Origin of the sequence: Streptomyces sp. NBC_00820 (genome assembly GCF_036347055.1) — a bacterium.
Lineage (GTDB): Bacteria > Actinomycetota > Actinomycetes > Streptomycetales > Streptomycetaceae > Streptomyces.
The window spans coordinates 555,234-578,136 of sequence record NZ_CP108882.1; the positions used below are offsets into that span (position 1 = coordinate 555,234).

At 72.3% G+C, this 22,903-nt stretch carries 23 protein-coding genes and 1 pseudogene; 14 read left to right on the forward strand and 10 right to left on the reverse strand.

Annotated features, from left to right (window positions below; translation table 11 throughout):
* Window positions 1–61: 61 nt before the first annotated feature.
* The 3 genes from OIB37_RS02615 (at window position 62) to OIB37_RS02625 (ending at window position 3,088) form a co-directional block, all read left to right on the forward strand.
* Window positions 62–682: an L-threonylcarbamoyladenylate synthase gene (locus OIB37_RS02615; protein WP_330455857.1), complete on the forward strand. Its 621-nt coding sequence runs from the start codon at window positions 62–64 to the stop codon at window positions 680–682.
* A gap of 281 nt (window positions 683–963) precedes the next feature.
* Complete coding sequence (locus OIB37_RS02620) at window positions 964–1,719, forward strand: dienelactone hydrolase family protein (RefSeq protein ID WP_330455858.1); 756 nt, start codon at window positions 964–966, stop codon at window positions 1,717–1,719.
* Window positions 1,720–1,921: 202 nt separating this feature from the next.
* Window positions 1,922–3,088, forward strand: coding sequence for a glycoside hydrolase family 64 protein (locus tag OIB37_RS02625; RefSeq protein WP_330461755.1), 1,167 nt, complete (start codon window positions 1,922–1,924; stop codon window positions 3,086–3,088).
* 78 nt (window positions 3,089–3,166) lie between these two features.
* On the opposite strand, the gene OIB37_RS02630 is transcribed toward OIB37_RS02625, so the two are convergent.
* The gene (locus OIB37_RS02630) at window positions 3,167–5,572 is read right to left on the reverse strand and encodes a M4 family metallopeptidase (protein ID WP_330455859.1); all 2,406 of its coding nucleotides are present in this window, start codon (window positions 5,570–5,572) and stop codon (window positions 3,167–3,169) included.
* 535 nt (window positions 5,573–6,107) lie between these two features.
* Here OIB37_RS02630 and OIB37_RS02640 point away from each other — a divergent pair.
* The 3 genes from OIB37_RS02640 (at window position 6,108) to OIB37_RS02650 (ending at window position 8,927) form a co-directional block, all read left to right on the forward strand.
* Complete coding sequence (locus OIB37_RS02640; protein ID WP_330455860.1) at window positions 6,108–6,251, forward strand: hypothetical protein; 144 nt, start codon at window positions 6,108–6,110, stop codon at window positions 6,249–6,251.
* Between the two features lie 52 nt (window positions 6,252–6,303).
* The gene (locus OIB37_RS02645) at window positions 6,304–7,806 is read left to right on the forward strand and encodes a metallophosphoesterase family protein (RefSeq protein WP_330455861.1); all 1,503 of its coding nucleotides are present in this window, start codon (window positions 6,304–6,306) and stop codon (window positions 7,804–7,806) included.
* 92 nt (window positions 7,807–7,898) lie between these two features.
* Window positions 7,899–8,927 carry an LLM class flavin-dependent oxidoreductase gene (locus OIB37_RS02650; RefSeq protein ID WP_330455862.1) on the forward strand — a complete coding sequence of 343 codons (1,029 nt, stop codon included), beginning with the start codon at window positions 7,899–7,901 and terminating at the stop codon, window positions 8,925–8,927.
* A 39-nt stretch (window positions 8,928–8,966) separates the two neighbouring features.
* Here OIB37_RS02650 and OIB37_RS02655 read toward each other — a convergent pair whose 3' ends face one another.
* Complete coding sequence (locus tag OIB37_RS02655; RefSeq protein ID WP_330461756.1) at window positions 8,967–9,884, reverse strand: TauD/TfdA dioxygenase family protein; 918 nt, start codon at window positions 9,882–9,884, stop codon at window positions 8,967–8,969.
* A gap of 321 nt (window positions 9,885–10,205) precedes the next feature.
* On the opposite strand from OIB37_RS02655, the gene OIB37_RS02660 reads away from it, so the two are divergent.
* A complete protein-coding gene (locus OIB37_RS02660; protein WP_330455863.1) occupies window positions 10,206–10,814 on the forward strand; it encodes a DNA polymerase ligase N-terminal domain-containing protein in 609 nt (202 codons plus the stop codon).
* A gap of 78 nt (window positions 10,815–10,892) precedes the next feature.
* On the opposite strand, the gene OIB37_RS02665 is transcribed toward OIB37_RS02660, so the two are convergent.
* Window positions 10,893–11,360: a peroxiredoxin gene (locus tag OIB37_RS02665; protein ID WP_330455864.1), complete on the reverse strand. Its 468-nt coding sequence runs from the start codon at window positions 11,358–11,360 to the stop codon at window positions 10,893–10,895.
* Entirely contained in the window at window positions 11,357–11,740 is a 384-nt protein-coding gene (locus OIB37_RS02670) for a DoxX family protein (protein WP_330455865.1), read from the reverse strand. The genes OIB37_RS02665 and OIB37_RS02670 overlap by 4 nt, the downstream gene beginning before the upstream one ends.
* Window positions 11,741–12,252: 512 nt before the next feature.
* On the opposite strand from OIB37_RS02670, the gene OIB37_RS02675 reads away from it, so the two are divergent.
* Together OIB37_RS02675 and OIB37_RS02680 are read left to right on the forward strand one after the other, a co-directional pair.
* Window positions 12,253–12,834, forward strand: a complete 582-nt coding sequence (locus tag OIB37_RS02675) for a hypothetical protein (RefSeq protein ID WP_330455866.1) — start codon at window positions 12,253–12,255, stop codon at window positions 12,832–12,834.
* 192 nt (window positions 12,835–13,026) lie between these two features.
* Window positions 13,027–13,779: a helix-turn-helix domain-containing protein gene (locus OIB37_RS02680; RefSeq protein ID WP_330455867.1), complete on the forward strand. Its 753-nt coding sequence runs from the start codon at window positions 13,027–13,029 to the stop codon at window positions 13,777–13,779.
* A gap of 97 nt (window positions 13,780–13,876) precedes the next feature.
* Here OIB37_RS02680 and OIB37_RS02685 read toward each other — a convergent pair whose 3' ends face one another.
* Window positions 13,877–14,059: a hypothetical protein gene (locus tag OIB37_RS02685; protein WP_330455868.1), complete on the reverse strand. Its 183-nt coding sequence runs from the start codon at window positions 14,057–14,059 to the stop codon at window positions 13,877–13,879.
* A gap of 168 nt (window positions 14,060–14,227) precedes the next feature.
* Between OIB37_RS02685 and OIB37_RS02690 the strand changes: the two genes are divergently transcribed.
* The 3 genes from OIB37_RS02690 to hemC all read left to right on the forward strand — a co-directional run bounded on the left by OIB37_RS02690 (window position 14,228) and on the right by hemC (window position 17,259).
* The gene (locus tag OIB37_RS02690; RefSeq protein WP_330455869.1) at window positions 14,228–15,205 is read left to right on the forward strand and encodes an ATP-dependent DNA ligase; all 978 of its coding nucleotides are present in this window, start codon (window positions 14,228–14,230) and stop codon (window positions 15,203–15,205) included.
* A gap of 118 nt (window positions 15,206–15,323) precedes the next feature.
* Window positions 15,324–16,100: an NPP1 family protein gene (locus tag OIB37_RS02695; protein WP_330455870.1), complete on the forward strand. Its 777-nt coding sequence runs from the start codon at window positions 15,324–15,326 to the stop codon at window positions 16,098–16,100.
* Window positions 16,101–16,323: 223 nt separating this feature from the next.
* A complete protein-coding gene (gene hemC / locus OIB37_RS02700; RefSeq protein WP_330455871.1) occupies window positions 16,324–17,259 on the forward strand; it encodes a hydroxymethylbilane synthase in 936 nt (311 codons plus the stop codon).
* A 65-nt stretch (window positions 17,260–17,324) separates the two neighbouring features.
* Here the strand turns inward: hemC and OIB37_RS02705 are convergent, their stop codons facing one another.
* From OIB37_RS02705 to OIB37_RS02720, 4 genes are all read right to left on the reverse strand, one after another.
* A complete protein-coding gene (locus OIB37_RS02705) occupies window positions 17,325–17,849 on the reverse strand; it encodes a hypothetical protein (RefSeq protein WP_330455872.1) in 525 nt (174 codons plus the stop codon).
* 191 nt (window positions 17,850–18,040) lie between these two features.
* Window positions 18,041–18,952, reverse strand: a complete 912-nt coding sequence (locus OIB37_RS02710; RefSeq protein WP_330455873.1) for an ABC transporter permease — start codon at window positions 18,950–18,952, stop codon at window positions 18,041–18,043.
* Window positions 18,912–19,877 carry an ABC transporter ATP-binding protein gene (locus tag OIB37_RS02715; RefSeq protein WP_330455874.1) on the reverse strand — a complete coding sequence of 322 codons (966 nt, stop codon included), beginning with the start codon at window positions 19,875–19,877 and terminating at the stop codon, window positions 18,912–18,914. Before OIB37_RS02715 ends, OIB37_RS02710 begins: the two co-directional genes overlap by 41 nt.
* Window positions 19,874–20,329: a MarR family winged helix-turn-helix transcriptional regulator gene (locus OIB37_RS02720; protein WP_330455875.1), complete on the reverse strand. Its 456-nt coding sequence runs from the start codon at window positions 20,327–20,329 to the stop codon at window positions 19,874–19,876. The genes OIB37_RS02715 and OIB37_RS02720 overlap by 4 nt, the downstream gene beginning before the upstream one ends.
* Before the next feature lie 287 nt (window positions 20,330–20,616).
* On the opposite strand from OIB37_RS02720, the gene OIB37_RS02725 reads away from it, so the two are divergent.
* Window positions 20,617–21,411 (forward strand): RNA polymerase sigma factor SigF, encoded by a 795-nt coding sequence (locus OIB37_RS02725; RefSeq protein ID WP_330455876.1) that lies wholly within the window; start codon window positions 20,617–20,619, stop codon window positions 21,409–21,411.
* A 197-nt stretch (window positions 21,412–21,608) separates the two neighbouring features.
* Here OIB37_RS02725 and OIB37_RS02730 read toward each other — a convergent pair.
* Window positions 21,609–21,911, reverse strand: a pseudogene (locus OIB37_RS02730) (ANTAR domain-containing protein); the annotation flags it as partial.
* Between the two features lie 128 nt (window positions 21,912–22,039).
* Between OIB37_RS02730 and OIB37_RS02735 the strand changes: the two are divergent.
* Window positions 22,040–22,852, forward strand: coding sequence for a VOC family protein (locus OIB37_RS02735; protein ID WP_330455877.1), 813 nt, complete (start codon window positions 22,040–22,042; stop codon window positions 22,850–22,852).
* Window positions 22,853–22,903: the final 51 nt, after the last annotated feature.

Sequence of the window (22,903 nt, forward strand, 5' to 3'; positions counted from 1 at the left end):
GGGCCGGCCGGATCCCCTGTTACGACAACGAAGCCACCCCGTCACGGCATAAGCTCGGTGAATGGCGAAGTACTTCGACGTGCATCCCGAGAATCCGCAGCCGCGCGGCATCAGCCAGATCGCCGACGCGGTGCGCGCGGAAGCGCTCATCGCATATCCCACCGATTCCTGTTACGCGCTGGGCTGCCGGCTGGGCAGCCAGGGCGGGATAGAGCGGATCCGCTCCATCCGGCATCTCGACGACCGGCACCATTTCACCCTGATGTGCCGGGACTTCGCGCAGCTCGGTCAGTTCGTCCGCGTCGACAACGACGTGTTCCGCGCGGTGAAGGCGTCGACTCCCGGCAGTTACACCTTCATCCTGCCCGCCACCCGCGAGGTGCCGCGCAGACTGCTGCACCCCAAGAAGAAGACGGTGGGTGTGCGCATCCCCGACCACGTGGTCACCCAGGCCCTGCTGGCCGCGCTGGACGAGCCCCTGCTGTCCAGCACGCTGCTGCTGCCGGACGAGAAGGAGCCGATGACCCAGGGCTGGGAGATCAAGGACCGGCTGGACCACGTGGTGGATCTGGTGGTCGACTCCGGCGACTGCGGCACCGAGCCGACCACGGTCGTGGACTTCTCCAGCGGCGAGGCGGAGATCGTGCGGCGGGGCGCCGGGGATCCCTCGCGGTTCGAGTGAGACGTCAGCACGACCACGCGCGCCGTGCGTGCAGGCACGGCGCGCGGCCAAGTACCGTGCGCCGGCAGCCGGCGTGCGCGGTCGGGCAGTGCGCGCGGTCGGCCGTGGAGGGAAGCCGTAAGGGCAAGCCGTAGAGGGAAAGAGAGCGGCAGCGGCCGGACGAGCCCGCCGGGCGGCCCTCCGTTCCCGGCCGTGTGGATCTTGCATGGCAGCATGAGAGCCCACCCAGGCACCGAGGGGCACCCGCCTCCCGGCGCTGATTCCTCAGGAGGCTTCTCGCCATGACCGCCGTACAGGGAACAGCCGTCGACGTCCCGACCGTGGACGGCGTCGCCGACGCCTATCTCGCCCACCCCGCCGACGGGAAGCCGCATCCCGGCGTCCTGTTCTACCAGGACGCCTACGGGCTGCGTCCGCAACTGCGGGCGATGGCCGACCGGCTGGCCGCCGCCGGGTACACCGTGCTGGTGCCCAACGTCTTCTACCGTGCCGGCCGGGCTCCGGTGGTGGAGCTCGCGGACTTCATCGACCCGTCGGCCGATCCGACGATCTGGGAGCGGCTCGGCCCGCTGGTCGGTTCGGTGGGACCGGAGGAGGCCGTACGCGACGCCGACGCCTGTCTCGGCTGGCTCGCCGACAGCCCGCTGGTCAACGACGGTCCGGTCGCCGTGGTCGGCTACTGCATGGGCGCCCGGCTCGCCCTGCGCGTGGCGGCCACACACCCCGGCCGGATCGCGGCGGCCGCCGGTTTCCACGGCGGCGGGCTGGCCACCGACGCCCCGGACAGCCCCCACCTGGGCGCCGGGAACATCGCCGCCGAGCTGTACTTCGGCCACGCCGACCAGGACCACTCCATGCCCGAGGAGCAGATCCGGCACCTGGAGGCGGCCCTCACCGCCGCCGGGGTACGGCACACCTGCGAGGTCTACCCCGGCGCGCGGCACGGATACACGCAGGCGGACACCCCTGCCTACGACCGTGCGGCCGACGAGCGCCACTGGGCGGCGATGCTCGATCTGTTCAAGCGCGCCCTCTGACCGTTCCGGCCCGCCTCGCGGGGTGACGCCGGCGCCCGTCACGCGGCGGGCGCCGGCCGGATCCGTCCATCTCATTGACATGTACGGAACCTGCCCGCCACGCTGAGAGCGCTCTCAGGCAGGTACGGACCAATGTCCGTACGACCCCGACCCCACACGGAGGTGGAGAGTGCCCCACACCCTCGCACGTCCCGCGCTCGCGATGACGGCCGCGACAGCCCTCATCGGAACGGTCATCGCACTCGGCACACCGGACCGCGCCGAGGCCGCCGTGCCGGACACCATCCCCCTGAAGATCACCAACAACTCGGGCCGCTCCGGCCCGGTGTACATCTACGACCTCGGCACCCAGCTGTCCACCGGACGGCAGGGCTGGGCCGACGCCGGCGGCACCTTCCACGCCTGGCCTGCCGGCGGCAACCCACCGACTCCCGCGCCCGACGCGGCGATCACGGGACCGGCCTCCGGGCAGTCCACGACGATCCGGATCCCGAAGTTCTCGGGCCGGATCTACTTCTCCTACGACCAGAAGCTCGACTTCCGCCTGACCACGGGCGGCCTGGTCCAGCCTGCCGTGCAGAACCCCTCCGACCCCAACCGGAACATCCTGTTCAGCTGGTCGGAGTACACGCTCAACGACGCCGGGCTGTGGCTCAACAGCACGCAGGTGGACATGTTCTCGGCGCCCTACGCGGTCGGGGTGCAGCGCGGCGACGGCAGCGTGAGCACCACCGGTCACCTGAAGGCGGGCGGCTACACCGGAGTGCTCAACACGCTGCGCGGCCAGTCGGGCGGCTGGGGCAACCTGATCCAGACCCGCTCCGACGGCACCGTCCTGCGCGCCCTGTCCCCGCTGTACGGCGTGGAGACGGGGGCTCTTCCGGCGAGCGCGATGGCCGACTACGTCAACCGGGTCTGGCAGAAGTACGCGACGTCGACCCTGACGGTCACGCCGTTCGCGGGGCAGCCGAACACCAAGTACTTCGGCCGCGTCTCGGGGAACGTCATGAACTTCACCGACTCCTCCGGCGCGGTCGTCACCAGCTTTCAGAAGCCGGACGCCTCCAGCATCTTCGGCTGCCACGGTCTGCTGGACGCGCCCAACGACGCCGTGCGCGGGCCCATCTCCCGTACGCTCTGCGCCGGTTACAACCGCTCGACGCTCCTCACCAACCCCAACCAACCGGACTCCTCACCGGCGAACTTCTACCAGGACGCGGTGACCAACCAGTACGCGCGCGCCATCCACGCGCAGATGGCCGACGGCAAGGCGTACGCCTTCGCCTTCGACGACGTCGGCAACCAGGAGTCGCTGGTCAACGACGGCAATCCGCAGCAGGCTCTTCTGACGCTCGATCCGCTGAGCTGACATGCGGCGGTCCCGCACGCGGACGGCTTCCGCGTGCGGGACCGTGCTGTCATGCCGGTCGTGCCGGTCGTGCCGGGATCAGCTGGTCGTCAGGGCGGTGTCGTCCACGACGAAGCTGGTCTGGAGGGAGATGTCCTCCACTCCGTTGAACTTGAGGGTGACCGTCTGGCCCGCGAAGGAGGACAGGTCGAAGGTCTTCTGGCTGTACCCGGAGGCGGCGTTGAGGTTCGAGTAGGTCGCCAGGGAGGTCGAGCCGGCGGTCACCGTCAGCTTGTCGTACTGGGTGCCGGTGGTGGTCTCGCTCGTGTCGATGTGCAGGTAGAAGGTGAGGCTCGCCCGGCAGCCGGCCGGGATCGTCACGCTCTGGGAGAGCGTGTCGGTGTGCGACGTGCCGTACCCGTCGAGCCAGGCCTTGTACGAGCCGCCGTGCGCGGCCTCACCGGTGTCGTTGGTGATGACTCCGCTGGTGGCGGTCCAGCCGGTGCCGCCCGACTCGAAGCCGGGGTTGCTCAGCAGCTGGGTCGTGCCGCAACTGCCGGCGGCCCTGACCGTCCAGGTGAACGCGGCCGTGCCGGTCGCGCCGGTGGAGTCGGTCACCGTGACGGTGGTGCTGTAGGTGCCCGCGGTCGTGGGCGTACCGGAGATCAGGCCGGTCGAGCTGTTGACGGACAGGCCCGGGGGCAGTCCGGTCGCGGCGTAGCTCAGCGCTCCCGGGTTGGTGCTGCTCGCCGAGACCTGGAGGTTCACCGCGGTGCCGACGACCGAGGACTGGCTGCCCGGGTTGGTGACCGTGACGCCGTTGGCGGGCGGGTTGATGTGGCTGCCGACGTTGATGCCGGCGAAGGCGTTGCCCACACCCGCGTACTGGGTGGAGTTGGTGCCGTACAGCGCGGCTGCCGCGTTGAGGGCGGCCGTGCGGGCGGCGGCGTAGTTGGTGCTCGACGTCATGTACGACGTCAGCGCCTTGTACCAGATCTGCAGGGCGGCGGCCCGGCCGATACCGGTGACGGCGACGCCGTCGGACGTCGGGCTGTTGTACGTGACCCCGTTGATGACCTTGGTTCCGCTGCCCTCGGAGAGCAGGTAGAACATGTGGTTCGCGGGGCCGGAGGAGTAGTGCACGTCCAGGTTGCCGACACCCGAGTACCAGCTGTCGGCCGAGGCACCGTCCTTGCTGGGCTTGTCCATGTAACGCAGCGGCGTGCCGTCGCCGTTGATGTCGATCTTCTCGCCGATGAGGTAGTCACCGACGTCGGAGGAGTTGTTGGCGTAGAACTCCACGCCGGTGCCGAAGATGTCGGAGGTGGCCTCGTTCAACCCGCCCGACTCACCTGTGTAGTTGAGGCCGGCGGTGTTGGAGGTGACACCGTGGCTCATCTCGTGGCCGGCCACGTCGAGCGAGGTCAGCGGGTCGGCGTTGCCGGAGCCGTCGCCGTACGTCATGCAGAAGCAGCTGTCGTCCCAGAACGCGTTCACGTAGGCATTGCTGTAGTGCACGCGGGAGTAGGCGGCGACGCCGTCGTTCCGGATGCCGCTGCGGCCGAACGTGTTCTTGTAGAAGTCCCACGTCATCGCGGCGCCGTAGTGCGCATCGGCTCCGGCGGTGGCGGCGTTGGACGTGGTGCCGTTGCCCCAGGTGTCGTTGGTCTGGGAGAACAGCGTGCCGGTGCCCGAGGTGCCGTGGTTCAGGTTGTACGTCTTGTGGCCGCCGCGCGCGCCGTCGGTGAGCGTGAAGTTCGACCCCGACTGGGTCGTCGTCAGCGTCACCTGGCCGCTGTACTGGGTGTTGCCGACACCGGTCTTGACCGCCTGGTAACGGTACAGCTCCTTGCCGGTCGTGGCGTCGGTGACGACGTGCAGCTGGCTGGGCGTGCCGTCGTCCTGGAAGCCGCCGATCACGGTCTCCCAGGCGAGTTTCGGGGTGCCGGTGCCGGCCCAGATCACCTTGCGGGCGCTGTCCGTCGCGGGCTTCGCGGCGTCGAGCGTGCGGGCGGCCTTCAGCGCCTTCGACTCGGCGGCGGCCTTGGTGAAGGTCGCGGTGGTGGAGGCGACCTTGATGGTGTGCTTGTTGTTGAAGGTCGAGCTCACCGTGCCGGCGGCCAGAGAGGCGGGCGGGGTGTGCACGACGAGGTCGCCGCCGAGGACGGGGAGGCCCGCGTAGGTGCGCTCGTAACGGGTGTGCAGCGTACCGTCGTTGTCCTTGACGACGTCCCGGGCGACCAGCTTCTCCTTCGCGCCGAGCCCGAGGGTGCGGGCGGTCGCGGTGGTCTTCTGCTGGGCGTCCTTGAGCAGCGCGTGCTGCTGGGAGGGGCTGAGCTTGGCTTCCAGGCCGCCGGAGCGCAGCGGGCTGGGGTGGGGGGCGGCCGGCTTGGCGGTGGCGGGCCCCGCCTGGATGCCTACGGCCAAAAGGGCGGCCGTGGAGACCAGGGCGGCTCCGACCGCGGTCCGCTTTCCGGCGACACGTCTGTGGGGAAGTGGTCTCACTCGTACTCCTCCTGCTGCGGCCGTTTGGGGAGCGGCCGGTGACAGACCGGGCGCACGGTTGTGCTGCCCGGGCGAGCTGAGCTGTGCGGGACCGTGCATCCGTGAGCAGAACGGAAAAGGATCTGCGGAACTGCGGATCTGCGTGCGGGGGGAGAATGTCAGGATTGACTCGTCCATGCCAGACACTGCGGAGGCAATCGAGGGTTTTCCCTATGGCGTGGCGCTGTCGCCCCGTACGGGTTTGGCCCTCGGCGACAGCGGCTGACGGCGGCCGGCCCGGAACCGCCCCCGGCGGCCGGGGGTTTCAGGTCGCCAGCCGGCCATCGAGCGGGCTGCGCAGGTACAGGACGAGGTGTCCGTGGCGGGCCCGGGTGACCAGTCCGGCGCCGTGCAGGACGCCGAGGTGCCGGCTCACCGCACCGGGGCTCAGGGCCGGCCGGCCAGGTCGGTGGTGCTCGCGGGCTCCGTGAGCTGCGCCAGGAGGCGTGCGCGGGTGCGGCCGAGGAGGTTGGTCAGGGCCTAGCGGCGCAGCCTGGTGCGCCTCGCCGCCCTGGACGTGTCCGTCGTCCACCCGGGCCACGGGCGCCCTTTCGGCCGGGAGCGGCTGGACGAGCTGATCGAGCGCCACCTGTGCCGTACCGCGTCCGGGCGGGAGGTGCCGCGCAGCGCGCGAGCGTAGGGGCCCGCCCCGCCCAACCGTCCATGATCCGCGCATTGTTACCGTGCACCGCGTGACTGACTCCTCACGCGACACCGCGCAGGGCGCCGGCTGGGGCGCGGCCGAACCGGGCGCCTACAAGCAGTTGATGCCGGACCACGTCGAGAAGTTGTCGTGGCTGAGCCCGAGGACGCTGTGGGCGGCCCGGAACGGGGTGGTGGCGTCGTGGTTCGGTGATCCGACCGGGCGTACGCGCGGCCGCTGGGTGGCGCGGCGGGCCGCGGCGGGGGCGCCCGCGGACAAGGTGATCCGGCGGGAGGTGCCGGAGCGGTTCTCGTTCATGGTGATCGGGGACACCGGGGAGGGCGACGACTCCCAGTACTGTGCCGTGCCCGGCTTCCTGACGGCAGGTCAGGACACGGAGTTCGCGGTGATCGCGAGCGACGTCATCTATCCGGTGGGCGGCGCGGACGACTACGGCACCAAGTTCTTCCGGCCGTACCAGGGTTACCCGGCTCCGATATACGCGATACCGGGCAACCACGACTGGTACGAGGACCTCGGCGCGTTCATGCGCGTCTTCTGTGCCGACACCCCGCCGCTCGACCCGGAGCCCGCCCCACGGCCGCTGACCGCCGGCTCGTGGCGGGCTCTGCTGTGGCGTCGGCCGCGGCCGGCGGACGAGCAACGCCTGGCCGAGACACGGGCGTTGCGTGCGGCGCCGGGGCAACAGGCCGTGCAGCCCGGCCCGTACTGGGCGATCGACGCCGGGCCCGTGCGGATCGTCGGCATCGACACCGGACTGCTGGGCACGGTCGACGCCGAACAGGGCGCGTGGCTGCGGGAGGTGTCCCGGGGACCGAAGCCGAAGATCCTGATCACCGGTTCACCGCTGTACGTGGACGGTGAGCACCACCCGTGCGCCATCGAGTCAGGGGGCACCGTCGACGACGTCGTACGCGACCCGGCCCACCACTACGTGGCGGCGATCGGCGGTGACATCCACAACTACCAGCGCTACCCCGTCGAGGTGGACGGCCGGACGGTCCAGTACGTGGTCGCGGGCGGCGGCGGCGCGTTCATGCACGCCACGCACACCATCCCCCGTGTCTCGGTCGCGAACGTCACCGAGCGGGAGTTCCGCTGCTACCCGCTGCGCGGCGACTCGCTGGCCTTCTACAGCCGCCTGTACGGCCGCCGGCTGGGGCTGCGCCGCTTCTTCACCCTGACCGAGTCCGAGGCCACGGCCGTGACGGCCGAGCGTCTCGGCATCGAACCGGGGCGCGCGCCCGGCCCGGACACCCGGGTCACCCGGCGCACACGGATCGTCGCGGGGCTGCTGGGCACCGGCCGGCGGCCGGACCACCGGCGCCGGTTCCGGCTGCCGGTGCGGAAGATGTACACCCAGCTGTTCTCCCCGGGATCGGCCACCTACAGCCCGCCGTTCTTCAAGTCCTTCCTGCGGCTGGACGTCACCCCGGAGTCGGTGCGGCTGCGCTGCTTCGCCGCGACCGGCCACCGGGCGCAGGAACTCGACCCGCCGGTCGAGGACGAGGTCGTCATCGCCCTGAAGTGACCGGGCCGCGGGGATCACACGGTTGTCACACTCGCCTGCCAGAATCGAGGCAGAACCGAAGGGGAACTCACGTACGACCACTGGAGGAGCCCGTGCCGTCCACTCCCCGCCCGTTGCGCAAGCTGGGCTTCCTCACCATCGGCCTGTTCGACGCGGCCGACCCGGGCCGGGGCCACGAGTCCACGCTGGAGATCATCGAGCTGGGCGAGCGGCTGGGCTTCGACAGTGCCTGGGTCCGCAACCGGCACCTGCAGTACGGCATCTCGTCCCCCGTCGCCGTGCTGGCGGCGGCCTCCCAGCGCACCCGGCGCATCGACCTGGGCACGGCGGTGATCCCACTGGGCTGGGAGAACCCGCTGCGCCTGGCCGAGGACCTGGCGACCGTCGACCTGCTGTCCGGCGGCCGGCTGAACCCGGGCGTCAGCGTGGGCCCGCCGATGCGCTACGAACAGATCAAGGACGCGCTGTACCCGGACACGGCCGACGCGGAGGACTTCGGCCACGAGCGGGTACGACGGCTGCTGGACCTGGTGCGGGGCAAACCGGCCGGCGGCTTCAGTGGAACGGAGGGCTTCGAGGTCTTCTCGGACGTGGTCCAGCCGCACTCCGCCGGGCTGGGCCGGCGGCTCTGGTACGGCGGCGCGAGCCTCGGCTCGGCCCGCTGGGCGGGCGAGCACGACATGAACTTCCTGACCAGCAGCGTCGTCAAGGCCGAGGACCGGGACGGGCCGCTGGATTTCGCGGAGATCCAGCTGTCCCACATCCGCGCGTTCCGCGCCCGCCACCCCGACGGCGAGGCCGCGCGCGTGTCCCAGGGCCTCGTGGTCATCCCCACCGACTCCGCGAACGCCGACCAGCGCGCCAGGTACCGGGAGTACGCCGCCGAGCGCCTGCCCCGCACGGCCTCCCCGCAGGGACCCGCGCGGCTGCTGTTCGCGCCCGACCTGGTCGGCACCTCCGACGAGATCGCCGAGCGTCTGCACGCGCACGCCGCGTTCCGCGAGGTCGACGAGGTGGCGTTCGCGCTGCCGTTCACCTTCCGGCACGAGGACTACGTGCAGATACTGACGGACATGGCGACCCGGCTGGGCCCCGCGCTGGGGTGGCGGCCGGCGGTCTGACACCGGCCGACTCCGCCGAGGGGCCGCGCCCGGCCGCCGTCACCAGCGCCCCTGCTCCGTCCCCACCACGGCCTGCGACCGCCCGCCGTCCACGCCCACCGGTACGTCACCGGCGAGCATCACCCGGTGCATGGTCCGGGGGAAGCCGAGGTGGGCGTTGTCACCGGGGGCCAGATGGATGGTGGCCCGGTTGTCCCAGAAGGCGACGCTGCCGGGTTCCCATCGGAAGCGGACCGTGTACTCGGGGCGGACCGCCTGTTCCAGGAGCATCTCCAGCAGCGCGGCGCTCTCGGGGCGGGACACGTCGCGGATCTGCTCCAGGTAGTAGCCGTTGACGAACAGCACCCGCTCCCCCGTCTCCGGGTGCACGCGCACCAGCGGGTGCACCGAGGCGACCTGGTGGTCCTGGAGGTGCCGGAGGTACGCGTCCTCGCCCGGCCGGGGCTGGTAGCCGACGCCGAGCCGGTGTTCGGCGCGCAGACCGTCCACGAAGGCGCGGACCGGCGCGGACAGGCCGGCATAGGCGGCGGCGAGGTTGGCCCAGGTGGTGTCGCCGCCGTACGGCGGAACGGTCTCGGCGCGCAGGATGGTCGCGGCCGGCGGGTCGATCCGGGCGCCGTGGTCGCAGTGCCAGCCGCGCAGCAGGGTGTGCCGGCGCCGTCGCAGCCACTCCTCGTGCTCCATGCCGAACCGTCCGCCCAGTTCCAGCCGGTCGGCGGTGGTCTCCACCTCGGGGAAGCCGGCCGGCGAGGCGCTGCCGCGCCGGCCCATGACGACGGGCTTGCCGAAGCGGCGGGCGAACGCGACGTGCCCGGCGTGGTCCAGGTGCTGGCCCCGGAAGAACACGACCTTCCAGCGCAGCAGCGCCCGCCTGATGAGCGCGACCACGGCCTCGTCGAGGGGGTCGGCGAGGTCGACTCCGGTGATCTCGGCACCGATGTACCCGGCGACCGGCATCACCTCGACGCCTTCGACCCGCTCCACCCCCTCGTCCCACCCGGCCTTCTCCGGCGTCCCGGCCCTGTCCGTCTTACCTGCCCCCGCCGCCTTCCCTGCCCTCTCCGTCTTCCCTGCCCGCGCGGCCTGTTCCGCGATGGCCCTGTCCGTCGTCATGCGCGCTCCGATGGTCGTCGTACCGGCTCCAGGGAGATCGTGGCAGCGAAGCGTCGCGTCGGCGACAGGGCCATGGGCGAAAGCACCGGCTGAAGGATCACCTACCGGGTACTCGGAGACCGCAGGGCGCCGCGGCGGTGGAACGGAGACGGAAGGAGCCCGCACATGGCGACGGAGGACCGGCTGCGGACCTACCGCGGCAAGCGCGACTTCGGGCGCACCCGTGAGCCGTCCGGAACGCCCCCGGCACCGGAGGGTGAGCGGCCCCGCTTCGTGGTGCAGATCCACGACGCGCGCCGGATGCACTTCGACTTCCGGCTCCAGGTGGACGACGTCCTGAAGTCCTGGTCCGTGCCCAAGGGGCCGTCGGCGGATCCCGGGGACAAGCGGCTGGCCGTGCCGACCGAGGACCACCCGCTGGAGTACGAGGAGTTCGAGGGCGTCATCCCCAAGAGCGAGTACGGGGGCGGCACCGTGATCGTCTGGGACACCGGGACCTACGAGCCGCTCAGCCACGACCGCCGGGGACGCCCCGTGGACTTCGCCGAGTCACTGGAGCGCGGGCACGCCACCTTCCGGCTGCACGGCACCAAGCTGCGCGGCGAGTACGCCCTGACCCGCTTCCGGGGCGGGGAGGACGAGGAGGATGCCTGGCTGCTGGTGCGCAAGGGTCCGGCGCGGGCGGAGGGGCACGGCACGCCCGACCCCCGGCGGGCCCGCTCGGTACGCACCGGCCGCACCCTCGCTCAGGTGGCCGCCGACGCCGGTGGGTGAGCGGCGGGTGCCCGCGCGGCAGGAGGCGCCGGACCCGGGCCGCCGGTTGCCGTGACCGGGCAGCCGGCTCGGCCGGGCTCAGCCCTTGGCGGCGCGCAGGGCGGCCAGCGCCCGGTCGGCGTGGGTGTTCATCCGCACCTCGCTGCGGACGACCTCCAGGATCGTGCGGTCCTGCCCGATGACGAAGGTGGCCCGCTTGGTGGGCGCGAGCGCGAAGCCCCGCTTGACGCCGAACAGTTCGCGGACCGCGCCGTCGGTGTCGGAGAGCAGCGGCATGCCGAGGGTGTGCCGGCCGGCGAACTGCTGCTGGCGTTCGACGCTGTCACCGCTGATCCCGACGGGCTGCGCGCCGGCCTCGGCGAACTCCGTGGCGAGGTCACGGAAGTGGCAGGCCTCGGCGGTGCAGCCGGGCGAAAGGGCCGCGGGATAGAAGAACAGCACCACCGGTCCGTCGGCGAGCAGTTCCGTGAGGCTGCGCGTGGTGCCGGTCTCGTCCGGCAGCGCGAAGTCCTCGGCCTTCTGTCCGACCTCGATGCGTTCGCTCATGACTGTCCCTCTCCGCTTCGGGCCACACTGCGGGCCCACAGCACCATGGGCACCTGGAGAGGCAGCCGGGCCAGCGCCGCGTTGCGCTGCGACGCGGGCCGGTGACGCCAGTCCAGGGCCATCTTCACATTGGCCGGGAAGACCCCGACGAAGAAGGCGGCGGCCGCCTTCGCGGCCACCGGGCGCGTCCGGCGCGCGGCGATACCGGCCGCCAGCGCCAGTTCCACGGCCCCGCTGCCGTACGTCCACGCCCGGGGCGAGCCCGGAAGCCGCGCGGGGATCGTGGCGTCGAACTGCCTCGGGGCGGCGAAGTGGGCGACCCCGGCCGCGGCCAGCAGGCCGGCCAGCAGCAGGGCTGAGCGTTCGGTGGACCGGGGCACGTCGTCTCCTCTGGTGACCTGCCGCCGGATATTACTCCAGGGTAGAAGCCGCGAGTGATCGCGGGGTCCGGCGGTCGGGCAGTGCGGCGGCACGGCGACCCGGTGGCCGGGGGCCCACCTGTCCAGCGGTCCAGCGGTCCAGCAGTCCAGCAGTCCAGCAGTCCAGCAGTCCAGCAGTCCAGCAGTCCAGCAGTCCAGCAGTCCAGCAGTCCGAGGGTCGGTCAGTGCGACAGTCGGTCAGTCCGACGGTCGGGTGATCGGGCCACCCCGGCAACTGCCGTACGAGCGGCCCCGGTCGCCAGGCGTGCCCGGTGACCGGTCCTCCGGTACGGGGACGGCGGAACGCCCCGTCCCCGGAGACCGCGCGGACCGGCGCGCGGGCGAGTCGGCCGTCCCCGGGGACGTCCCGGGCGTCCCACGGGACGCGGGGACGGCATTGCGGGGAACCCGCGCGGCAAGGCTGGCGTCGTGATCACGGCTCGTGGTCACGAGATCGACAGCCGGAGGTTTCCATGATCCGACGGACCCTCAAGAGCGGCCTGCTGACCACGGTCGCGGTGCTCGCCTTCCTGCCCACGGCGGCCGGCGCGGCCCCGGCAACCGCCGCGGTCCCGCACCCGGTGCCCGCCATGACGGCCCAGCACTCCGCGTACCCCGCCCCGTACCCGGCCCTCCTCGTCCAGCACCGGACGGGCCACGCCGCGTACCGCACCCGCCGCACGGCATGCCGTACGTACGGCATCCGCCACTCCGCCTGCCGTACGTACCGCACGTACCGCCGGCTCCACCCGAGTCGCGCCCGCCACATCGTCACGCGGAGCCTCTCGTACCACCGCACCCTGCCCGCCGCCCACCGCACCGTGCCCGTCGTCGGCCGGGTGGCCACGCGTCGCACCCGGCTGAACGTCCGTTCCGGCCCGGGCACCGGCTACCGCGTGATCGGCCACCGGCACGCGCGCCGGCTGCTCACGCTCTCCTGCCGGACCCACGGCTCCGGGGTGTACGGCAACCACACCTGGTACCGGCTCCCGCACCGCCGGGGGTACGTCGCCGCCCACTACGTGCGCACCGGGCGCGCCGTCCCCTGGTGCTGACGGCAGCCGTTCGTCGTACGACCTGATCGCCGAGGCCTGTTCGGGAGTCCCGTGTCCCGAACAGGCCTTCGGCGTGTCACGCGGCTCACCGTCCTCATACCCCATGGGGTGTTGCGACGCCCCATCTCCGGGAATCCATGCGACATCAGGGGCCAAAGCGCCCATAGCGGAACGGGAGTCGAGGGACGCGCGATGCGGCATCCCCGGGAGACGGCCACGCCGGACGAGGCACTGGCGGCGAGCCTGCGCGAACTGAAGGACCGTACGGGCCTGAGCCTGGCGGCGCTGGCCGCGCGTACCCCGTACAGCAAGTCCGCCTGGCACCGCTATCTGACGGGCTGTCAGCGTCCGCCCCGCCCGGCCGTGGAGGCGCTGAGCCGGCTCGCGGGCGCCGATCCCGCGGCCGTACTGGCACGGTGGGAGGCGGCCGACGGACCGCCGCCCGCGAGCCCGCCCGGTGAGGCGCCCGGCAGGCGCCGCGCCTGGGCGAGGTGGGTTCCGCTGCCCGCGCTGGCACTGCTCGGCGTGGCCGCCGCCGTCGCCCTGCCCGACCGGGGCGGGGCGCCCGTCACGCGCGTCCTGACCACGGTCCGGCACTGCCACGGACGTTCCTGCCGCGGGGAGTTGCCCGACGCGTCCGTCTGCGCCCGCGGCGCCCGCACCGAGAGCTCGGTGACCGGGGCCGCCTACGACGTCCGGCTGCGCTACTCCCCCTCCTGCGGCACCGCCTGGTCGGAGGCGCGCACGCGCGCTCCGCGGCCGCTGGAGGTGTCGGTTCGAGCGGGCCAGGACGCGCTGTCGGCCAGCTATCCGGCGGACGGCTCCGGCGGTGGCGCGAGTCCGATGCTCGCCGTCGGGTCGCCCCGGGGAGTGGAGGCGTGTGCCGAGGTCGCGGGGGAACTGGCCTGCACGGGACTGGACGTGGAGCCGAACGGCCCGGAGTGAGACGGCCGCGGCCGGCCCACGGATCCGGTCCCGACCGTCCGACCGTCCGTCCGTCCGTCCACCCATCCGGCCGTCCATCCGGTCGTCCATCCGGCCGTCATCGTGTCCGGTACAGCTCGGTGAACGCCTCGCGCGCGGCCCTGTGGGCGAGGTGCGGGCCGCCGCTCCGCCGGGCGAGGCGTACGGCGAGGCTTACGGCGACGAGTTCGGCCTCGCGCACCGGTCGGCAGCCGATGCGGGGCGTGGGTACTGGCGCGTCCGCCGTGGACCCGGCGGTCACGCCGATGCCACGTCCGACGGGGTGCCGGGTGCGCCGACCGCCACTGCCGACCGCCAAGGTCGACGACGGCCCCGGACGCCCTGCTCCGTGCGGCCCCGTTCAGGGGAAACGGCGCCGAAAGGGGCGTACCGGGGGGACCGGCGGTCGATGCCTTCTGCCGTGACCGTCATGACTCTGCCGCTCGTCCCGCCGATGCTCGCCACCGCGGGCAGTCTGCCGCCGGCCGCCCAGGACGCGCGGTGGGCGTACGAGACGAAACAGGACGGTCAGCGGGTGATGGTCTACCTGCCCGGTGACGGCAGAGTGCTGCTGCGCGCCCGCTCCGGCGAGGACATCACCGGCGCCTACCCCGAACTCGCGGCACTCGGCGGCGCCCTGGGCGGCACGCCCGCCGTGCTGGACGGCGAGGTGCTGGCGCTGGACGGACAGGGGCGGGCCGACTTCCAGTTGCTGCAGAGCCGGATGGGGCTCGCCCACTCCCCCGCGCTGGCGGCACGCCGGGCCGCCCAGGTGCCGGTGCATCTGGTGCTGTTCGACGTGCCCTACCTGACGGAGCCACTGCTGCGGGTCCCGTACGCGCGACGCCGGACACGGCTGGAGGAGCTGGGCCTGGCCGGGGCGTACTGGTCCACGCCCGCCGCGGTGGTGGGGCACGGCGCCGAGGCCCTGCGTGCCACCCGGGAGCACGGCCTGGAGGGGCTCGTGTGCAAGCGGCTGGACTCGGTGTACGAGCCGGGGGTGCGGTCCCGGTCCTGGATCAAGATCCGGAACATGCGCAGCGAGGACGTGATCGTGGGCGGCTGGCTGCCCGGCAAGGGGCGGCTGGCCGGGCTGCCCGGCGCGGTACTGGTCGGCCAGCGGGGCGGCGGCCTGCTGCGGTACGCCGGCCGGGTGGGCACCGGCTGGAGCGAGGCGGAACGCGCCGAACTGGCGGCGCTGTTGCGGGCCGCCGCGAGCGACCGATGCCCCTTCGACCCGGTGCCGCGGATCCCGGACGCGCACTGGGTGCTGCCCCGGCTGGTCGGCGAGGTCGGCTACAGCACGCGGACCCGGGCCGGGCTGCTGCGCCAGCCGTCCTGGCTGCGGCTGCGCCCGGACCTCACGCCGCGGGAGTCCGCGGCCGACCTTCCCGAGGGTTTCCGCTGAGGCGGAACGGCACCTGTTGGTCAGGGTTTCACTCCTGGGACTCCCGGGATGTCTTGGCACCGGGACACATCACCGGGATGCTGAACTCCCGTACCCCCCACCACTGTTGGAGGTCTCCGTGACTTCTCCCACCGCCCGGGTCCGGCGCGGCAGATGGCTCGCCGCGCTGACCGGTGCCGCCGTGCTCGTCGTCGCCTTCCCCGCGGTCGCCTTCGCGGCCCCGCCGCTCGCGCTGCCCGTCAACGCCGATGCCGGCGACCTGGCGTACCAGCCCGCCTTCGACTACGACACGGACGGCTGTTACCCGACGCCCGCCATCGGCCCCGACGGCACGATCAACCCCGGCCTGAACCCGACCGGCGCCCTGAACGGCAACTGCCGGGACGCCTCGGACCTGGACAACACCAACAGCTACTCGCGCTCCAAGTGCAACAACGACTGGTGCGCCTACCTCTACGGCCTCTACTTCGAGAAGGACCAGGCACTGCCCGGCGTCAGCCTCGGCGGTCACCGCAACGACTGGGAGCACGTGGTCGTCTGGGTGCGGGACGGGCAGGTCCAGTACGTGTCGACGTCCAACCACGGCTCGTTCACCGTGCACCCCGCCTCCGAGGTGCGCTTCGAGGGGGCGCACGCGAAGGTCGTCTACCACAAGGACGGTATCGGCACCCACTGCTTCCGGCTGGCCAACACCAACGACGAGCCGCCGGAGAACCACAAGCACACCTGGCAGTACCCGCCCCTGGTCGGCTGGAACGGCTACCCGTCCGGCCTGCGCGACAAGTTGAGCACCTACGACTTCGGCAGCGCCAACTTCGGCCTCAAGGACGCGAGCTTCGTCTCCCATCTGTCCTCGGCGAAGCCGTCCGGCATCCCCTTCGACCCCAACGCCTGACCCCCCGGCCTCGGCGCGGGGACCACGCGGGACCCTCGCGTGGTCCCCGCCGGACCACCGCCGCGGCCACGCACGGCCCGGCGGTGGCCCGACGGCGGCCCGCGGCTGTCCGACGGCGGTCCGGCTCCGGCCTTCCTCCGGCCTCCCCCGGCGGGGTGGCGGACGCCGGGAGCGAGGATGGCGCTGTGCGGTTCCACGGCCCTCAGGGTCTATGGTGTCCCCCATGTCCGCGCCCGAGCTGATCCGCATCGTGTCCCGTGACTCACCGATGGCACTCGCCCAAGTCGAGCGCGTACGCGCCGAGTTGGGGACGCTGCACCCAGGGGTGCGCACCGAGGTCGTGCCTGTGAAGACCACCGGCGACAAGTGGCTCGGCGACCTGTCGAAGGTCGAGGGCAAGGGGGCGTTCACCAAGGAGGTCGACGCGGCCCTGCTCGCCGGGGAGGCGGACCTCGCGGTGCACTGCGTCAAGGACGTGCCCGCCGACCGGCCGCTGCCGGCCGGCACGGTGTTCGCCGCGTTCCTGAAGCGCGACGACATCCGCGACGCGCTGGTACACCCGGGCGGACTCACCCTCGACGAACTGCCGGCCGGCACCCGCGTCGGCACCTCCTCGGTACGCCGGGTGGCCCAACTGGCCGCCACCCACCCGCACCTGGAGTGCGTGCCGTTCCGCGGCAACGCCAACCGGCGGCTGGCGAAGCTGGCCGCCGGCGAGGCGGACGCACTGCTGCTCGCGCTGGCCGGTCTGGAGCGGATCGGCCGCCAGGACGTGATCAGCGAGGTGCTGTCCACGGAGACGATGATGCCGCCGATCGGCGCGGGCATCCTCGCCCTGCAGTGCCGGGAGGGCGACACCGAGCTGATCGACGCGGTCAGCGGGCTCGGCGACCCGGCCACACACCGGGAGGCGACGGCCGAGCGGATGTTCCTGCATGTGCTCCAGGGGCACTGCAACAGCCCCATCGCCGGCTTCGCACGCGTGGACCGCAGCGGTGAACTCTCCCTGCGGGCCTGCGTGTTCACTCCGGACGGCAAGACCAGGCTGAACGCCCACGAGTGGGCGGGCCGACTGGACGCCGCCACGCTCGGCACCTCGGTCGCGGTAGCGCTGCTGAGGCAGGGCGCACGGGAGATCATCGACGGCATCCCGCACTGATCCTCCCCGTGACGGGGCACGCGGGACGCGCGGCTCCTGGCCGCGGTCGCCCAGTCCGGTCGAGGTCAGGCGGTACCCGGCTCGCTCTGGTCCTTCAGATAGGCGGTCAGCTGGTGGGCGAGACTGCCCGGGCCTGCGCTCACGGCCGTGGCCGTCGCCATGGCCTCCGGGACGCCGATGCCGCCGGTCCACAGCCGGCGGTCGGCCCACTCCTCGTCCACCCGCAGCTGGACCTGGATGTCGATGTGGGTGAGCGCGTCCTGCGGGGCGGCCGCGTAGAGCACGGCGGTGGCCCGGCGCAGGGGGTGGACGTCGAAGCCCTCGATGAACTGCGAGTTGCGCCAGTCGATGAACGCGCCCTCTCCGTCGGGGCCGACGCGGACGTCGAGCTGGCCGTCCTCCAGATGGATGCCGTAGTGCCGTGCGCCCCGGTTCTCGACGGTCACCCGGAGACTGAAGTACGACAGCCCGGCCGCGGCCTCGTCACGTCCGCGCGGCGGCTCGGCCGGCTCCAGACGGTGGACGCGGACCCGCAGGCCGGCGTGCTCGTCGTACTCCTGCCAGTCACCGACCACGTTCGGCTCGTACACGGCGCCCCTCTCGAACTCTCAAGAGCTGCTGTCTATCCGTGTGCTCAGCGCACTGTCAAATGAGCGGAATACGCCGTGGCCAGGTGATTCACCCGCTTTGATCAGTGATCAAGCGCTGCCCAGGAAAAATCCCCCCGGCGGGCCTCGGGGCCGGGTTCGGGGGCGTGCCGTACATCACGTCGGCGGCAAGATCAGCGGGCCAGGCGGCCGAGCAGCGAGGAGGCCGCGGCGATGCCGAGGGCCGCGGCCACCGCCAGGACACCGAAATCGGCGCCGAGATGGGCGGGCGTGCCGAGCAGGAGCCCGCGCAGGGCGTCCACCTGGTAGCTGAGCGGGTTCACCTTGCTGACGGCCTGGAGCCAGCCCGGCATCACCGAGACGGGATACAGGGCGTTGGAGCCGAAGAAGAGCGGCATCGTGATCGCCTGCCCGAAGCCCATCAGCCGGTCGCGGCTGAGGACGATGCCGGCGATGGTCATCGACAGGCACGAGAAGAAGGCGGAGGCGAGGATCACGGCCGCGGCGACGCCGAGCAGCCGCAGCGGGTTCCAGGTGAGGGCGACGCCGAGCGCGGCGGCGATGACGATCACGACGACGGCCTGGATCAGCGCCTTCACTCCGGCCGCGAACGCCTTGCCGGTGATCAGCGCCGAGCGGGGGGTCGGAGTGACCAGCAGCTTGTTCAGGATGCCGGCGTCGCGCTCCCAGATGATCTGGATGCCGTAGAAGATCGCGATGAACATCGCGGACTGGGCGATGATGCCGGGCGCCAGGTAGTCGATGTACGGGATGCCGCCGGTGGGAATCGCGTGGATCCGGGTGAAGGTCTGGCCGAAGATCAGCAGCCACAGGGCCGGCTGGACGGCCCGTGTGTACAGCTCGGTGCGGTCGTGGCGCAGCTTCTGCAGTTCGACGGCGCACATGGCGACGACCCGGGCGGGCAGCAGCCGCCAGCCCGCACGGGGGCGGGGCGGGGTGAGCAGCAGGGAAGTGGCGGCGGCCGAGACGACAGGACCGGCCGGAGTGGGAGGACCGGTGGTACCGGCACGGGCTGTGGTGCCGTCAGCCGACGCGGCGGGCGGTGCGGCGGGTGCTTCGGACATCGCGGAAGTCTCCTCCTGAACGGTCCCGGTCGCCGAGGCCACTGCCGGCGACCTCCCGGAACACGTCCTCGAGCGTGGGCAGGGTGTCCGTCTCCCGGCGCTCGGCCAGGCCCCGGCGCAGTTCGTCCGGGGTACCCAGGGCGCGGACGCGGCCCCGGTGCATCAGGCCGACCCGGTCGCAGTACTGGTCGGCCTCGTCCATGTAGTGGGTGGTGACCAGGACGGTCATGCCGGTGGCGGCACGGACGGCGTCGATGTGCGCCCAGACGCTGGTGCGGGCGATGGGGTCCAGGCCGATGGTGGGCTCGTCGAGGATCAGCAGCCGGGGCGCGCTGACCAGGGCCTGGGCGAGTTCGAGGCGGCGGACCATGCCGCCGGAGTAGGTGCCGGCCAGGCGGTCGGCCGCGTCGGCGAGGTCGACGGCCGCGAGTGCCTGGGCGACGCGTTCGGCGCGCTCGCGGCGCGGCACGTCGAAGACGCGGGCGAAGAGGGCCACGTTCTCGCGTCCGGTGAGTCCGCTGTCGGCGGACAGCTGCTGCGGGACGTAGCCGAGGAGGCGGCGCACCGCCATGCGCTCCTTGGCGGCGTCGTGGCCGAAGACGCGGACCGTGCCCGCCGGTACCGGCAGCAGCGTGGTGATGCAGCGGATGGCGGTGGTCTTGCCGGCGCCGTTGGGTCCGAGCAGCCCGAACACCTCGCCCTCGCGGACGGTGAGATCGAGCCCGTCGACGGCGTTGGTGTCGCCGAAGGCGTAGGCGAGCCGCGTACAGGCGACGGCCTCGGCGGGGGCGGAGGCGTCGGAACGGGCGGCCGAACCGGCTGCATCGACGGGGACGACGGCGGGGTCCGCGCCGGGGGCGACAGCGGGGTCCGCGTCAACGGGGGCGTCGGAGGGGGCGGGGGTGTCGTCGGGGGCGGTCGTCATGCTTCCTCGGCCTCCTCGTGCAGGGCGGCGGCCAGCTTCCGCAACGCCGGGAGCGCCGCGTACAGGGCCTCGCGGTCGGCCTCGTCGAGCCGGGACACCTGCCGGGCGACCAGTTCGGCGCGTCGGTGGCGCCAGTCCTCCAGGCGGGTCCGGGCGGCGTCGGTGAGGAGCAGACGGGCGGCCCGCCGGTCGGCCGGGTCGGTCTCGCGGACCAGGTAGCCGTCGCGGACGAGGTGGTTGACGAGGGTCGACACGGAGTTGCCCGCCAGACGCAGCTCCCGGGCGGCCTCCGAGACACCGACGCCCGGACGGCCCTCGACCAGGCGCAGCAGTTCGACCTCGGCGCCACGCAGCCTCGGCCCGGTGAGGCCGGCGCGCAGCCGGCGCCGGATCAGTCGCTGGATCCGGACCAGAGAGTCGGCGAGCTCCTCCGCGAGGGATTCCGCGTTCACATCACAAGATTACCTCTGTCGCAGAGGTAATCGCGCGGACTGCAGAGGCAACCGCCTCAAGGCCAGGTCAAGAGGCGGGCGCGAGCGTGGACGCGAGAGGCGGACCCAAATGCACCTTATGGGGGCATTTGTTTCGATTCACCCGTCCGGGGGAATCAACCCCCCGTGCTTCGGCCAGGAGGCACGTCCGTGGGACCCGGCTCAGACCGGCCCCCGATGTCGATGTGCCCGGTCCGAGCGTGCCCTCCCACGGTGACTGTCACCCACCTGCCGAGGAAGTACGAGCAATGCCTGTCACTGGCTGCACGAAGCCCCATCCCCACGACGACGCCCCCGACACGGCCGAGTCCTTCGAACGGCTCGCCGCGCTGCCGGACGGCCCCGAGCGCCGCGCGCTGCGGGACGAGCTGGTCCGGCTCTGGCTGCCCATGGCCGAGCGGATAGCGGTGCGCTTCCGCGGCCGCGGGGAGTCACTGGAGGACCTGTACCAGGTGGCCGCGCTGGGCCTGGTCAAGGCCGTGGACCATTTCGATCCGGAGCGCGGCCGCGCCTTCGAGGCCTACGCGGTCCCCACCATCACCGGCGAGATCAAGCGCCACTTCCGCGACCACATGTGGACCCTGCACGTGCCACGCCGGGTCCAGGACCTGCGGAACAGGGTGCGCGGCGCCATGAAGGAACTGGCCCAGACCACCTCGGGCCACGCTCCCACCGTCGCCGAGATCGCCGCGCACACCCGGCTCACCGAGGCCGAGGTGCGCACCGGGCTGGAGGCCCTGGAGTGCTTCTCGGCGCTGTCCCTCGACGCGGAGGTGGCCGGTACGGACGGGTACGCGCTCGGCGACTCCCTGGGGGAGGCGGACCCCGGCTTCGACCTCGTGGTCGACCGCGCGGCGGTCAAGCCGTGTCTGGCGGCGCTGCCCGAACGTGAGCGCGTCATCCTCTACCTGCGCTTCTTCCGGGGCATGACACAGAGCCGGATCGCCGAGCAGCTCGGCATCTCGCAGATGCACGTCTCCCGGCTGCTCAGCGGCTGCTGCGACCGGCTCCGCACGGAGCTGCTCTCGGAGGAACGCGGCTGAGCCTCACGGAGCCGACGGACGGCCGAGCCTCACTCCTCCGGACACCCGGAGATCTCCTCCGTCACGGCTGGCACGACCTCCGCCGGCGCCTGCGGCGTCTCCGGCGCCTGCACCCTCTCCGTCCCCTCCGGCCTCTCCGTCCCCTCCGGTCTCTCCCGCCCCTCCGGCCCCGTCACCACGGGTACGGTGCCCTGCTCGGCGCCGGGGACCTGTGTAGGTCCGTACCGGTCGAGCGCGCTCTCCAGTTCCGCGCGGATCTCGGGCTCGATGTCACCCCGGCGGCCCCAGACGAGGATCAGCTCCGCGATGGTGCGCAGCTTGATGTTGGTGTGCTGGGAGACCTCCTTGAGCACCTCCCACCCCTGGTCCGGCGAGATCCGGCCGAGGGCCACCATCATCCCGATCGCCTGGTCGACGACCGCGTGGGAGGTCACGGCCTCCTTCAGCTGATCGACTTCCGTCCGCAGCTCGGTGATCCGGTCCGGCTCGCTCTCCGCCATACCCTCCATGCTGCTCACTCGCCTGGCCCCCTGCCACCGGGGTACTCGACAGGCATCCCACCCCCATCCGGTTGGACACTGTTCGCAGAGCGGTGGCCGCCGGGCCCCGAGAGCAGGACGCGACCGCAATGACCCAAGAGACCCCTCTCAGCGGTGAACCGAGGAAGAACAGGGAGATCGTCTCCACCCACTCCGTCTTCGGTGCGCCGTGCTGGGTGAGCCTGACCAGCCGCGACCGGCAGACCACCCAGGACTTCTACACGGCCGTCCTGGGCTGGCGATGGCGTGGCGCCAAGCTCGGCGACCACTTCCGGATCGCGCTGGCGGGCGGCGTGCCGGTGGCCGGGATCGCGGCGGTCGCCGACATGTGGCAGATGACGGTGGCCTGGACGCCGTACTTCGCGGTGCCGGACGCCGACGTGGCCGTGGCCCGCGCCCGCGAGCGCGGCGGTACGGCCGCGGTCGGACCGCTGTCCTTCCCGCCGGGCCGTGCCGCGCTCCTCGCCGACCGCGACGGAGCCACCTTCGGCATCTGGCAGGGCGAACTGGTCTCCAACTGGGAGACGTGGCGCCGCGCGGCCCCGACCTTCATCCGGCTGCACACCCGCAACGCCTTCGACTCCGCGATCTTCTACGGCGAGATCCTCGACTGGGCCTCCGGGAAACCGGGGTGCTGCGAGGTCGAGTACGAGGGCGGCGAGGTGGTCCTGCGCAGCCGGGGCGACGCGGTCGCGCGTATCGACTCGGGCGCGGTGGAAGCGACTCCCGACCCCTCCGTTCGGCCGCACTGGCAGATTCATTTCACGGTCACGGACGTCGCGGCCTGTGCCCGCGCGGCCGAGAAGCACGGCGGCAGCGTCCTGCGCGAGGACGACCAGGAGGCGATTCTGCGGGACCCGGACGGCGCCCAGTTCACGGTGACGTCCCGCCACGCCCACTGACCGCCCACACACACGTCACCGCCACCGCGAGACATCCGCGGTGGCGGTGGT

Excerpts from the sequence above, each read along its gene's own strand:
- OIB37_RS02615 (WP_330455857.1), top strand. The coding sequence starts at position 62 with ATGGCGAAGTACTTCGACGTGCATCCCGAGAATCCGCAGCCGCGCGGC.
- OIB37_RS02620 (WP_330455858.1), top strand. The coding sequence starts at position 964 with ATGACCGCCGTACAGGGAACAGCCGTCGACGTCCCGACCGTGGACGGC.
- OIB37_RS02625 (WP_330461755.1), top strand. The coding sequence starts at position 1,922 with ATGACGGCCGCGACAGCCCTCATCGGAACGGTCATCGCACTCGGCACA.
- OIB37_RS02655 (WP_330461756.1), bottom strand. The coding sequence starts at position 9,884 with ATGCCGGTCGCCGGGTACATCGGTGCCGAGATCACCGGAGTCGACCTC.
- OIB37_RS02660 (WP_330455863.1), top strand. The coding sequence starts at position 10,206 with ATGGCGACGGAGGACCGGCTGCGGACCTACCGCGGCAAGCGCGACTTC.
- OIB37_RS02665 (WP_330455864.1), bottom strand. The coding sequence starts at position 11,360 with ATGAGCGAACGCATCGAGGTCGGACAGAAGGCCGAGGACTTCGCGCTG.
- OIB37_RS02675 (WP_330455866.1), top strand. The coding sequence starts at position 12,253 with ATGATCCGACGGACCCTCAAGAGCGGCCTGCTGACCACGGTCGCGGTG.
- OIB37_RS02680 (WP_330455867.1), top strand. The coding sequence starts at position 13,027 with ATGCGGCATCCCCGGGAGACGGCCACGCCGGACGAGGCACTGGCGGCG.
- OIB37_RS02690 (WP_330455869.1), top strand. The coding sequence starts at position 14,228 with ATGACTCTGCCGCTCGTCCCGCCGATGCTCGCCACCGCGGGCAGTCTG.
- hemC (WP_330455871.1), top strand. The coding sequence starts at position 16,324 with ATGTCCGCGCCCGAGCTGATCCGCATCGTGTCCCGTGACTCACCGATG.
- OIB37_RS02710 (WP_330455873.1), bottom strand. The coding sequence starts at position 18,952 with ATGTCCGAAGCACCCGCCGCACCGCCCGCCGCGTCGGCTGACGGCACC.
- OIB37_RS02715 (WP_330455874.1), bottom strand. The coding sequence starts at position 19,877 with ATGACGACCGCCCCCGACGACACCCCCGCCCCCTCCGACGCCCCCGTT.
- OIB37_RS02725 (WP_330455876.1), top strand. The coding sequence starts at position 20,617 with ATGCCTGTCACTGGCTGCACGAAGCCCCATCCCCACGACGACGCCCCC.
- OIB37_RS02735 (WP_330455877.1), top strand. The coding sequence starts at position 22,040 with ATGACCCAAGAGACCCCTCTCAGCGGTGAACCGAGGAAGAACAGGGAG.